This window comes from Gloeotrichia echinulata CP02 (assembly GCA_038087035.1).
GTDB classification, from domain to species: Bacteria; Cyanobacteriota; Cyanobacteriia; order Cyanobacteriales; family Nostocaceae; genus Gloeotrichia; species Gloeotrichia echinulata.
Window position 1 is genome coordinate 5,659,594 of record CP051187.1, and the last position, 13,438, is coordinate 5,673,031.

At 42.4% G+C, this 13,438-nt stretch carries 10 protein-coding genes; 8 read left to right on the forward strand and 2 right to left on the reverse strand.

The genetic code is table 11. From position 1 onward, the window contains the following. Positions 1-108: 108 nt before the first annotated feature. From HEQ19_25050 to HEQ19_25080, 7 genes are all read left to right on the forward strand, one after another. On the forward strand, positions 109-1,122 hold the full coding sequence (locus HEQ19_25050) for a LysR family transcriptional regulator (protein ID WYM02273.1): 1,014 nt from the start codon (positions 109-111) through the stop codon (positions 1,120-1,122). 117 nt (positions 1,123-1,239) lie between these two features. Continuing rightward, a complete protein-coding gene (locus HEQ19_25055; protein ID WYM02274.1) occupies positions 1,240-2,682 on the forward strand; it encodes a serine/threonine-protein kinase in 1,443 nt (480 codons plus the stop codon). Positions 2,683-2,991: 309 nt separating this feature from the next. Continuing rightward, the gene (locus tag HEQ19_25060; GenBank protein ID WYM02275.1) at positions 2,992-3,897 is read left to right on the forward strand and encodes a hypothetical protein; all 906 of its coding nucleotides are present in this window, start codon (positions 2,992-2,994) and stop codon (positions 3,895-3,897) included. A gap of 72 nt (positions 3,898-3,969) precedes the next feature. Further along, positions 3,970-5,454 (forward strand): ABC transporter substrate-binding protein, encoded by a 1,485-nt coding sequence (locus tag HEQ19_25065; GenBank protein ID WYM02276.1) that lies wholly within the window; start codon positions 3,970-3,972, stop codon positions 5,452-5,454. A gap of 132 nt (positions 5,455-5,586) precedes the next feature. Then, positions 5,587-7,005, forward strand: a complete 1,419-nt coding sequence (locus HEQ19_25070; protein ID WYM02277.1) for an ABC transporter substrate-binding protein — start codon at positions 5,587-5,589, stop codon at positions 7,003-7,005. A 77-nt stretch (positions 7,006-7,082) separates the two neighbouring features. Beyond that, positions 7,083-8,117, forward strand: coding sequence for a PstS family phosphate ABC transporter substrate-binding protein (locus HEQ19_25075; protein WYM02278.1), 1,035 nt, complete (start codon positions 7,083-7,085; stop codon positions 8,115-8,117). A 75-nt stretch (positions 8,118-8,192) separates the two neighbouring features. Then, positions 8,193-9,263, forward strand: coding sequence for a PstS family phosphate ABC transporter substrate-binding protein (locus HEQ19_25080; GenBank protein ID WYM02279.1), 1,071 nt, complete (start codon positions 8,193-8,195; stop codon positions 9,261-9,263). Between the two features lie 194 nt (positions 9,264-9,457). On the opposite strand, the gene HEQ19_25085 is transcribed toward HEQ19_25080, so the two are convergent. After that, positions 9,458-10,177 (reverse strand): Crp/Fnr family transcriptional regulator, encoded by a 720-nt coding sequence (locus HEQ19_25085; GenBank protein ID WYM03599.1) that lies wholly within the window; start codon positions 10,175-10,177, stop codon positions 9,458-9,460. Between the two features lie 309 nt (positions 10,178-10,486). Between HEQ19_25085 and HEQ19_25090 the strand changes: the two genes are divergently transcribed. After that, a complete protein-coding gene (locus HEQ19_25090; protein ID WYM03600.2) occupies positions 10,487-11,392 on the forward strand; it encodes a DALR anticodon-binding domain-containing protein in 906 nt (301 codons plus the stop codon). Between the two features lie 1,069 nt (positions 11,393-12,461). Here the strand turns inward: HEQ19_25090 and HEQ19_25095 are convergent. Further along, positions 12,462-13,307: a Cof-type HAD-IIB family hydrolase gene (locus tag HEQ19_25095; GenBank protein ID WYM02280.1), complete on the reverse strand. Its 846-nt coding sequence runs from the start codon at positions 13,305-13,307 to the stop codon at positions 12,462-12,464. Between the last annotated feature and the right edge of the window lie 131 nt (positions 13,308-13,438).

Here is a 13,438-nt window from a genome sequence, read left to right on the forward strand (position 1 = left end):
CGAGTAAAGCCTTCAAGTTTAAGATGCAATAAATCAGGGCCAGCTAGCAAGCTGTAAACCAATGATTTTTGCCAAAGTTGCTCCTTTCTTGTTCGTGGGTTTAGCCTTATGTCTGACCTTCCTTTCACTTTAGATCAGTTACGTATTCTCAAAGCGATCGCCGTAGAAGGGAGCTTCAAACGCGCCGCTGACAGTCTTTACGTCTCTCAACCGGCTGTGAGTTTACAAGTTCAAAACCTTGAACGCCAGCTGGATGTTCCCTTGTTTGACCGTGGAGGCCGTCGGGCACAATTAACCGAAGCAGGGCATCTACTTCTAAATTACGGTGAGAAAATCCTCAGTCTGTGTCAGGAAACCTGTCGCGCCATTGAGGATCTACAAAATCTCCAAGGCGGAACCTTGATTGTCGGTGCTTCTCAAACCACCGGCACTTATCTTTTGCCGAGAATGATTGGGATGTTTCGGCAAAAATATCCCGATGTCGCCGTACAACTTCACGTCCACTCTACCCGCCGCACTGCTTGGAGTGTCGCTAATGGACAAGTTGATCTCGCCATCATTGGCGGTGAAATTCCAGGGGAGTTGGTAGAATCTTTGCAAATTATTCCCTACGCCGAAGATGAATTGGCACTTATTTTACCTGTCTTTCATCCCTTTGCCAAACTCCAAACAATTCACAGAGAAGACCTTTATAAACTACAATTCATCGCTCTTGATTCTCAATCAACTATTCGCAAGGTCATCGACCAAGTACTCGGCCGCTGCGATATTGACGCCAGGCGTTTTAAAGTCGAAATGGAGTTAAATTCCATTGAAGCAATTAAAAATGCCGTACAGTCTGGTTTGGGAGCTGCTTTTGTCTCTACCTCGGCGATCGCCAAAGAGTTACAAATGGGCGTGCTGCACTGTGCCCCAATTGATGGCGTTATCGTCAAGCGGACACTGTGGCTAATTTTTAATCCCAATCGCTATAGATCCAAAGCAGCAGAAGCCTTTAGTCAAGAAATTTTACCCCATTTTGCTACACCTGAATGGAGCATAGATGTGTTAAAATCATCACCAAAAAACCTAGTAGTAACTACATTGAATACAGTGACACCCAACGCCTCTGACGAAGGCTAGTATTTGTTCATAGTCCTTAGTCAGTAGGCGCACGGTGTCGCCGTGCCCATAAAATCGTCATTAGTTATTCCTATAGGGCTTTTGGCTTCTTGAACTGACAAAGGACACACCAAAACAATGGAAGTTTACTGCACTCGTCCACGTTGCCCGCGCCCACAAAATTTGTTTGCTGATTTAGATGATCAGACGACGCTGAAAACAACACAGCAAAAATACTGCACTAGCTGTGGAATGCCACTCATGTTAGATGGTCGATATGTGCCTACCAAGCTGCTAGGAAGAGGAGGTTTTGGCGCAGCTTTTTTGGCACGCGATCGCCGGATTCCTGGAATGCGTCAATGCGTCGTTAAACAGTTCCAACCTGCAGGAAATTTAACTTCATCTCAACTACAATTGGCGCAACAACTATTTGAGCGAGAGGCAGATACTTTAGCAGAATTAGGTAACGAACACGACCAAATCCCCAACTTATTTGCTTTTTTTCCGGTGACAGTTCCCAGTCTACAACCAGGACAGGAAGACCAGTTTTTTTATTTGGTGCAGGAATATATCAATGGCAAAAATCTAGAGGAAGAATTAATTCAAAAGGGTAGATTCTCTGAAGCAGAAATTTTGGAAGTGCTGCAAGAAATTCTCAAGGTACTCAAGTTTGTCCATGACAAACGCATTATCCACAGAGATATTAAACCCTCTAACATCATGCGTCGTCGTGATGGCAAAATCTTCCTTCTCGATTTTGGTGCAGTTAAACAAGTCACAAACGCCCCTGCTGGTGCTAATGCTTCTTCCACGGGAATTTATTCTCTGGGGTTTGCACCCCCTGAGCAGATGGCTGGAAATCAAGTATTCCCATCTACAGATTTATACGCCTTGGCTGTAACTATTCTGACATTAGTCACAGGTCAGGAAGCAAGTAAGCTATTTGATGCTTATACTAACCAGTGGAACTGGCGAGGAAAAGCCACTGTCAACCCCCATCTGGCTGATATCTTAGACAAGATGCTGCTACCTGCAGCCAATCAACGTTTTCAGTCAGCCCAAGATGTTTTAGATGCTTTAGTAGAAACCAATACACCACAATTCATACCACCTACACAACCTCCAGACCCAACCATTTTTCCCACATCATTACCATCTGGACCAGTTTCTCATCCAGTTGTTTCACCACCCCCAACACCCCCAGCACCCCCACCAACTAAAGCAAATACACCAGCATTTTCTACATTAGAATTATTAACTGGAGCCGCCTTTAGTGGGTTTGAAGGTGCATTGATTGGCATAGCTCTTTTTAGTTTGCTGCATAACCCAACAATTACTCTGGGGATTTCCGCCGTGATTTTGGGGATACTAATTTTTGCTCAAACTAGGCGGTGGATCGAAAGATTTGATTTGTTAATTATTTCAGGACTTACGTTTGCAATTATCTTTTTTCTAAAATTTTTGCAAGCTGGTCTGGGAATTGAGCAAGTCGTTTTTTTAGCAGTTGCAGCCGCATTGGTAACTATTGCGCTTACAGCCCTATTTCGGTTGATTTATAAATTGCTTTCTCTGATTTTGTGAGTCGCAGTTTATAGGTTTTACGGATAAAAATACATTTTTAGCCAATGTGATCCAAGTATCACTTGGCTTTACTTATTACTGGTATTATAAATTTAGTAGTAATTTTATGTGCGGACGTGGCGTTTTTCACCCATTTCGCACCTCAAGTTCTGATGTCTACTATTTTCGCGTGCCTAGGGATTGGGATGATAATTTTACCTATTTAAGTATTTTAAATCATTAATTCCCCGTCTCCCATTTCCACAAGCAGATTTTATCAGTCGAGGGTGCAAAATATGTCTGAAATATAAAATATTGGAGTTTTAGTGTATGAGTTCAAACAAGTTAGTTAAATTCAATAATTATTTTCGGTATTTTGTACAGACAATAGATCCTGTATTAGGTATGCTAGGCATCCTCACTTTTCAAGTATTCGCAGGATTAAATAATTCATTTGGGGCTGGTTTTTTCGTACTTTTAGTTATCGTCCAATTCGCAGCTAGACCGACTAAAAAAATTAGGTATTCATTTAGGAGCTTTAGTATTAAATATCATGATGCACTTGAAATAAAGAAAAAAATTGATGATAAATCTATTGCTCAGTTAACTCTTACAGGAATAGCAATTTGGAACGCAGGAACCGAAAAATTTACGGATAATGATATAAACAACAACCCATTAATAATCGAGTTAGCAAATAGAGAAGAAATCATTGCTGTAGATGTTTTAGATCAGCCAAAAAAAAATAACTCAACAATTAATAGATTTAATTACGACGATAAAAAAGAAGCGTCAAAAGTGCATATTAGTTTTAATAATCTAGCTCCAAATGAAGGAGCAAGCATTCAAATTATTCATACAGGAGATACAAATTCAACAATTAATGTAGTAGATAGTAATGGAGAGAATAATTTAAACGGGTTTGATATCAAAAAAGTAAATTATAGTCAGAGCAGAGCCAGCCTATCCTTCAATCAGAGATCCAAAATAGCTAAAATAGCTCTGGGGTCAGCATTTTTTGCAACTTTAGTGAGTTTTCTACTTGTCTACCGGCTTTATTGGGATTGGGAACAAGCAGGTAATTGGTTGTATTGGGTGAGAATAATTGGATTTAGTTTATATACCTTTTTCGGTAACTTAACTTTTATATTATTCTCGGCGGAATGGTTTGTATATGGGCGTAGAGAAAGGATACCAAAAGAATTTGATAATTTTCACAATCAAGCATCACAGTAGTAAGTCTTATCCGATGATAGGTGTTCTCATTTCTGCATATTTAGATGATTCACAAAACTTTTGACGAGGATTATGCTGCCAACATTTAAGAAACCAGATCGTTTAACTTTGTTCAAAGTAGGAAGTCTTACTTTTTATGGTCTATTGTTGTTATGTTTGCCTAACATAAACAATCTTTCGCCCAGAAAAGCTAGCAGATTATGTCCAAATAATCAAACTTCTCCAAATACCGAGTCAAGTGGTCAGAGTAACGGCATCAGTTTTGGCGAAACTAGCTTCATTCAACCAGAGGGAAATCCATCTTCAGAAAGAAAAGATGGTATATATTTTATAAAAAACAAAAACGATCAATATGCAAAAAAGAAGCTAGAAACTGCGATAAACAATAATCCAAATGACCCAGAGGCACTCATTTTCTTAAATAATATTAATATCAGATTGAACAATGCCAACAGCTACACAATTGCTGTGACTGTGCCGAAGAATCAGCAAATTGCATTAGAGATTTTACGTGGAGTAGCTCAAGCTCAAGATGAAATCAATAAGTCTCCCGACGGAATGAATGGCAAGAAATTAAAAGTAGCTATCGCTGATGACAGTGATAAAAACAAGCCCAAAGAAATCGCCTCAGCCCTAGTGAACAAAGAGGAAGTCTTAGGTGTAGTCGGTCATTTCACTAGCGATGCTACTAAAGAAGCAGGAAGTGTCTATTGCAACAAAAAATTAGTAGCCATTTCTCCCACCAGTACTTCTGTTAAACTTGAAAACCAAATTAACCCCTATATTTTTACTACAGTGCCCAGTGATGCAGTTCAGGCGAGAGCTTTAGCTGAGTATATGGTGAGAACTTTAAAGAAGAAAAAAGCAGTTGTTTTCTACAATTCAGACAGTCATTATAGTCTTCTTCTAAAATCTCAATTGGAAACAGCTATTTCTTTGGAAGGGGGACAAGTATTGAATAAACAAGAAAATCAACAAGCATTTGACGTTAAAAGTATGCCAGGTACTCCACGTACTAGTTTGGATAAGGCAACAGAATTAGGTGCCGAAGTCTTGATTTTAGCCTTGGACACTGACTCCTTCGAGAAAGCAGCGGATTTGGCTCAACAACAGCCAGAATTTACTCTGCTTGGTGGAGATGCTCTTTACAGGAAAAACACTTTGGAATGGAAACAGGCCCCAAATGAAATCGTGGTGGCTGCTCCTTGGCATAAAGAACTTAGCGATAAGACCTTAACCTTTAGCGATAACGCCCAGAAGCTTTGGGGTACTCCAGATGTAAACTGGCGAACTGCTCTCGCTTATGATGCCACACAAGCTTTTATAGAAGCATTGAAAAAAAATCAAAATCCCAATCCCACGAGAGAAGATATAAAAAAAGCTCTTTCAGACAAAGATTTTTCTTCACCTAATGGTGCTTCAGGACCGATTCGATTTTTACCATCAGGCGAACGCAATGCTCCATTCCAACTTGTGAAAGTCTTTCCTAATAAGAATGGTGAAGATAATTTTTGTCCAATACAAAAGCTCAAACAACCTGATAAATGTGATACATGAAAACAAGTAAATCAACTAGGCAGCATTGCTTTTATCTAACTTGTCAACATCGTATCATGTACCGCCCATGTGACTAGGTATGATTGTATGTTAATAGCACAAGACAACTAGGTAAAAAATAAAAAAATATCTATGTCCCAAAAAAACGAAACTAAGGTTTTGCTTTTAGCACTCCTGTTAACAGCGGGAATTGTGGCTGGTGCTGCTTGGTTGTTTGCTCCCAAATTTGGCTTGAATTTTACCACACCCATTTCTGATAAACAGGAAAATGGTAATGAACAAGCTCTCGAAGAACGTATTACTTTTGGTGAGAAAATTTTCACTCCGGGGGAAGCTTCTCCCGCCAAAAAAGAAGGCGTACAGGCCTTAGTTAATAAAAGTTACGACAGAGCGATCGCTAATTTAGAAGCGTCCCTCAAAGTCAAGCGCAATGACCCAGAGGCGCTGATATTTCTCAATAATGCCCGCATTGGCTCGGCAAAAAGCTATACCATTGCTGCATCTGTACCTATGGGTAGTGACCCGAATACCTCGTTAGAAATTTTACGGGGTATCGCTCAAGCCCAAAATGAAATTAATACCTCTGGGGGGATTGGGGGAGTGCGCTTGAAGGTGGCGATCGCTAATGATGAAAGTAACCCAGAAATTGCCCAACAAATTGCCACTGTCTTAGTTAATAATCCAGAAGTATTAGGTGTAGTTGGTCCTTCTGGTAGTGATGTTACCTTAAAAGCAGGTAAGGTCTATGATTCTCGACAACTTGTAGCTATTACTCCTACTAGTAGCTCTGTTAAAATTAGCAACTTTAGCCGCTACATTTTCCGCACGGTTCCTAGCGATTTCATGGCTGCTCGAACCCTAGCTAATTATATGGTGAAAACTTTGCAGAAAAAAAATGCAGCGGTTTTCTTTAATTCCCAGAGTAATTATAGTCAGTCTCTCAAATCAGAATTTGTTTCATCTGTCTCCCTGGAAGGTGGACAAGTATCCAGCGAATTTGATTTGTCTAAGTCAGATTTTAGTGCAGCTAAAAGTATAGAACAAGCTACTAAACAAGGCGCAGAAGTCTTAATGTTAGCGCCAGATACTGACAATCTAGACAAAGCCCTACAAGTAGTTCAAGTTAACCAGAAAAAGTTAACACTTCTAGGGGGAGATACTATTTACACTCTCAAAACTTTAGAAATTGGTAGACAGCAAGCTACGGGAATGATAGTAGCAGTTCCTTGGCATATTGATGCTGATCCCAAGTCAGATTTTCCCCAAAAATCGCGGCAATTATGGGGTGCTGATGTCAACTGGCGCACTGCTTTATCCTATGATGCTACACGCGCTTTGATCGCCGCATTAGCACGCAATCCGACGCGATTAGGAGTACAACAAATTCTTTCTTCCTCGGATTTTTCCACCACTGGGGCTTCTGGCACAATTCGTTTTTTACCATCAGGCGATCGCAACGCCCCAGTCCAACTTGTCAACATCGTTCCCGGTTCTCGTTCTGGTACTGGCTATGACTTTGTACCCCTACCAGCAACTGTAATCAAAAATTAAAATTTAACCCATCATTAACCACAAGGGATGTTCAAAATGTGACATTGTGTGTATCGGCAAAAGTCAAAACAACAACTATGTCACAAAAAAATGGGACTAATGAAATAGCGGTTTTGGTTCTATCCTTGAGTATCACACTGGGGCTGGTGGGTGGAATGTTTTGGTTGTTGGCGCACAACTCTAATGTGATCAATAGTAAAAATTCCCCTGACCAAAGCGCACAGTCGAATGGTGACAGTTTTGCCCAAGTGTCAAACGTGCCCTCCGGATTATTTACCTATGGCGGTAGTACGACTTGGGCGCCCATCCGTAGAGAAGTAGACTCAGAAATACAAAAGGCTTGGCCTAGCTTTCGGCTGCGTTATACTGATCCCATTACAGATCCCCCTGGTTCTGGTTCGGGGATTAAAATGTTGTTGAATGACCAGTTGGTTTTTTCCCAGTCGTCTCGCTCGATTAAAGATGAGGAATACCAGAAGGCGCAACAACGGGGGTTTACATTGAAACAAATTCCTGTGGCAATTGATGGTATTGCGATCGCCGTTAACCTCAATCTCGAAATTCCTGGTTTAACCCTTGCCCAACTAAAAGATATTTATACTGGCAGGGTAACTAATTGGCAACAGGTTGGTGGTCCAAGTTTGCCTATTATACCATACTCTCGCCGCTTGGAAGATGGCGGGACTATCGAATTTTTCCATGAGTATATTTTGGAGAAAGAAAATTTTGGTGTCAATGTCCAATTTATCCCCACGACAACCGAAGCCTTAAGAGAAGTGCATAAAAATCCAGGGAGTATTTACTATGCCTCAGCCCCGGAAATAGTCGGACAATGTGGTGTGAAGCCTTTACCCTTGGGGCGTCAATCTGACCAATTTGTTCCCCCCTACAAGGAGCCTTTTATCCCCCCAGAAAACTGTCCGCAACAGCGCAACCAAGTAAATGCAACCGCGTTTCAACAAGGTAATTACCCCATCACCAGACAGTTATTTGTAATTGTTAAACAAAACGGACAAATCGATCAACAAGCAGGGGAAGCCTACGCTAACTTGCTGCTTACCCCTGTTGGTCAAGAATTAATTACTAAAGCCGGATTTGTCAAAATTCGGTAGTCAAATATCCGCACTCCAACTACACTCTCTACAATTAAACAGTTTTATTTAACCCACATTTGGGGTAATTTTACTATGTCTCAAAAAAATGAAATACCTGTTCTGGTTTTATCCTTTTTGATCACAGGTGGGTTGATAGCTGGCGGCTTTTGGTGGTTCACCAACAAGTCTGGTTTTAGCCCCAATCAAATTATCGGCTCCCAGCCGGCAAATCCTAATTCTGGCAGTACTAATCCGCCCATAGCTCCACCAGGACAAACTAGCGGTACAAATTTCGCTTCTGTACAAAATGTCCCTACAGGATTATTTAACTACGGAGGCAGCACATCTTGGGCACCGATTCGATTGGTAGTTGACCAAGCAATTCAAACGGCGCGACCAGAGTTTCGGCTGCGTTATCTAGAACCTAACGGTGAAACTCCTGGTTCTAATTCAGGGATCAAGTCCCTCATCGACGGTCAATTAGCCTTTGTCCAGTCCTCACGACCACTTCTGGATCAGGAATTGGCTCGTGCCAAGCAGCGGGGATTTGAACTCAAACAAATTCCCATAGCTATTGATGGATTGGCGGTAGCAGTTAACCCCAACCTCAATATACCAGGATTGACAATAGACCAACTTAAGTCAATTTATGCAGGCAAGATTAACAATTGGAGCTTGGTCGGCGGTCCCAATCTCCCGATTAAGCCTTATTCTCGCCGTACCACTGATGGCGGCACGGTAGAACTGTTTATGCAAGACATCTTGGGTGGTCAACCTTTCGGCCCCAATGTGGAGTTTGTCTCCACGACCACCCAAGCCTTACAAAAATTGGCTGGTAGTCCTGGTGGTATTTACTACGCTTCAGCCCCAGAGGTGGTTCCTCAATGCTCAATCAAACCCTTGCCGTTGGGGCGGACGTCAGGCGAATACATTGCTCCCTACCAAGAACCTTTAGTCCTCCCGAATGACTGTCCTGGTAAACGCAACAAATTAAACATTGAGGCTTTCCAATCAGGAAAGTACCCGATTACCCGCAATCTGTTTGTGGTGGTCAAGCAAAATGGTCAAACCGAGCAGCAAGCAGGTGTTGCTTATGGCGATTTACTGCTGACTCAACAGGGACAGGAACTGATTAGCCAAACTGGATTTGTCAAAATACGGTGACATTTGCAATTAGACCAAGGCAGAGCGGCGGCTTCTGCCTTAGACCAATGGACAGTTTGACGCCAGTTGTTTTAAGTCGGCAGAGTGGATGGTAATCACTACCTTCCCAAGAAACTGACTCCTGAAGTCGAAAAACCTACCCATATTAGTGTCCTCCCAAAGGGCGGCTATTCGTCAGAGATCAGAACCGCGTTTTAGCCGGCTCGATTAATCGACTCTGCTGGCAAGCAAATGAGATTATCCCCTTGGGTGAGGATTAAGCCACGTTGACGCAATTTACCCATCAAGCGGGTGACGGTGACACGAGTCGAACCAATCGCGCTGCCAATTTGGGCATGGGTGAGCGGGAAGGGTAGACAATAGCCACGAATCACATCGGGATCGGTATCACTCATCGCCGGCTCCCCATATTCCTCAATCAACAAGGTGAGAAATCCTAAGAGTCGGTCAATTGTGCGCCGTTGTCCCAAGGCACTTAGCCACAGCAATTTGCGCTGGTGCTGATACCTAAAAGCATCCATAACTTCCCGGCGGAAGTGAGGCCAGTTGTCTAAGTCGTGCCAGTACATCCACAGCACTGCAGTTTGATCTACATGGGCATAGGCCTGGAGTGTGAATGGTGACTGGGCAACAATTTCAAACGGTTGTCCTGCTCCTACAAAGCCCAAGAAAGCTTCTTCAGGAGTTCTGTTGATTCGTCGAGATGTGAGTTGACTGGCAGTAGCACTCACTTGGGCGGTTCCCACCATGCGGATCGCACCCCTTTGCACTAAATACAGCAATCCAGGTCGAGCTGGAATGCGTTCATCTTTGCTAAAGGTGCGGCAGCGGTAGTGTTCTTGTGCCCAGTCAAGAATTCGTTGCCAAGTCAGAAAAGGGCGTGATGCCTCAGAAAAGGAAGATGGAGATTGCATAGGTAACAAAGAGCGTTCGGCTGAAGACAAAGACGTGATAAAAGGGTGCAAGGAGTGTCTTTGTGTTGGCGATGTAGGCATAACGCCTAAGCGCCTGCCATCCAAAGCGTAGAAAGCAAATTTGCTGTCTACTCTTTTGTTATACTTCTTACTGTACAATGATGGTAGTAAAGTTTACTCATTATTCATCGATTATTCATCAAATTTTATGGATTTCTCATTTTTCTCTATTTAGATTAAAGTTCTCTCTTTAGATAGATGACATAAAATCGATAAATATACATAACTGAGTTCTCTCCGAATTACTACGTGCATCATAGACTACTAGTTAGCAAGTACATAGCCATCAAGCAGTTATTATACAGTTATATGTTGAGTTGCATAAGTATTCATACTCAACAAACAAAGATTATACGCATAAAAGCCACCAAAAGTCCTCTGTATAAAGGTAGAGATCATAGTAAAATCATATATATTTCAGGTGTAGCCCTACAGCTATCAAAATCTCAGAATCCAGAAGCGATGGATCTGGCTCAGGCGATCGCCTCGCAATTATTAGCAGTCTGCGGGGACGTTTTTCATATCCAAATAGTTCCCCCTGGCTGGATTCATTTAGAATTAACTCACCCTGTGTTAGCGGCTTGGTTGCAAAATCTTGCCCTTGGGGGATTGGGAGAGAGGGGGAATGGGGAGAGGTCCCAAGAAATCGCAATTCAAAAGACAAAATCTCAAATTCACAATTCTTATAGTTTGTTTCCTATACAATATGCTCATGCACGCTGTTGCTCTCTATTGCGACTAGCAGATCGAGAGGGGTTGATTCAACTGAGGGAATCAGGACAGCAGCGACCACTGGAAGGTTCTCTAATCGGCGTTAGGAGTCTAATTTCCCCTGACCCGATACCGTGGCTCAATAGTGAAGAGAAACTGCGTCTAAATGACCCAGCAGAGGGTGATCTGATTTTTTCTTTAGTCCAAGTTGTAGATGACTTGGAGTGTGATTCTGTTGGCGATGGTGTGAAGTGGGAAAAAATCGCCTTGGATTTGAGCCAAACCTTTGAAGCTTTCTACTGCAAATGCCGTATTTGGGGCGAGGTGAAAATTACCTCACAAGAGTTAGCCCAAGCTAGACTGGGACTAGTCATGGCTACTCAGTCTGTGTTCAGGTTTTTGCTAGAAGAAAAATTGGGCGTTATTGCCCCCCTGGAGTTATAATTACTCCCTTGCCAGTAATTCGTAATTCATACTTGGGTTTGAGTCCCCGGTCCCCAGTCCCCTCTCTGACAAAGAAAATAAAAAGTTTCATAATACCTATTGACACAATCAAACACCTTGGCTACACTATCAGGTGTGTGAGGAGCGAACCAGCAAGGGCACCGAGACGAAACACGGCCAGTCGTCGGTGCCCTTTCTGATTTTTGTTTTTATTGATCGAGCGTAAAACCCCATCCCTTTATGGGTGGGGATGTAAGTGAGCCAGAGTCTCTGGTACAATACGAATATCTACTTGAGACATGACATTTCTTGACCGCAACACTAGTTGTTGAAAAATCAGAAAAAGTGGTTTGTCCGTGACGGTAGAAATCAACTGAATCTATATTCACAAAGTGAAATGGATTGAACGCACCCCATCTAAATCAAAGATTATAGATGGGGATTCGTGCGCTAAGAAGCTGTAATACTTCTTGAGCGTTACCAGGGTTACTGGCGTTCTCAGTGTGTCGTTAGAACTTTCGCTGACGGACACCCTAGTAAAAAGTATTATTAATATAATGACTTTTTACTCGTTATAAATAATTAGTGAAATTGGTCTATGTCTCCGGCCGTAAAGCTTTTACAGTACCGCAAAAACTAATTACTAGAATGATAGCATGAAAGAATAATTGTTGCTGCGCGTTTTATACTGGTTTCGCTTACCCCACCTAAAATGTAGATATTTTTATAGTATTTTTAGGTGGGGACTGCGCGAAACATTTTTGTTCAAATTATTCTCCCTACAAACAGTTCGGATGTGCCGGGGAGACAGGGTACAGTCAATTACCCGTATGTTTCAACCGATTATTTCGGTTAGTTACAAGCCAAATCCCCTTGTGGGTGTGGCGGTTGACTGGTGGATTGTTTGAAAGAATAGCCGAAAAATAATTCGTAATTTGTAATTAAAGAAAGAGTGTTTAAAAGAGTTTTTGGCGTCGTTGAATGAGCTTCGGGGGCGCAAGGCCTTGCGCCCCTACGTGCAATCGTTCTCACATAGCCGATAACCTAGCTTTCATAAAACGATGGGGTTTTAGGCTCCAACAATAAATTTGTCAATTGCCACAGCAGCTCCGTCTTCCTCTACAGTGGGAGCTACCCAGTGGGCGATCGCTTGAACTGGTGCTGGTGCATTGCCCATTGCAACACCAATACCAGCATACTGCAGCATTTCTACATCGTTGAAATTATCGCCAATGGTCATAACGTTGGCGCTTTGTAATCCCAGCAGTTCTTCAGCTAGGTAACGCACAGCAGCACCCTTGTTTACAGCGGCGTTAGTCGCTTCTAAGTAGGTCGGAGTCGATGTAGTGAGGTAAAGTTCATTTGGTGTATATTGGCGGCGCAAATCGACCAATAACTCGTTGATGAGATTTGTGTCGTCGCACAAAGCCAAAATTTTGGTAGGTTCATTGGTTAAGACTTGGCGCAAATCACCTACGGGAATGACGGGAATATGGGAACGTTTGACATACATTTTGGTGTCTTGGGTTAATTCTGGGACGTAGAGCTGGTCATTGATGTACAAATGAATAGAGACGAGGGATTGCAATTGCGGCTGTTCAAAATAGTCTAGTAGCTCGTGGGCAATTTCTCGAGAAAGAGCCAAATGGCGATGAACTTTCTGGGTAGCTGGGTCTTGAATCCAGGCTCCTTGATATGCTGCTAATGGTAAAGTAGAGTTGATATCTTGGTGAAAGCGCAAGGCGGAACGATACATCCGTCCAGTGGCGATCGCTACTTGAATTCCTCTTGCTTGCGCTGCAGCGATCGCTTGCTTTACAGGTGCGCTAATTGTGTTAGAGTGCCCCGATATTGTGCCATCTATATCTAGAACCAGTAATTTAATCTCTTGTGCAGCCACAGAAACTTTGTGCATAAATTCCCCAGTTTTCTACTCACTCAATATCTTGCACTATTCTCGACAACCTTGAAAATAGGGACTGGGATTTGGGAAAGTTGTTTTTCCTGCTTGGTTGTGGGATTTGAGCGTGAATGACTAGCTGGAAA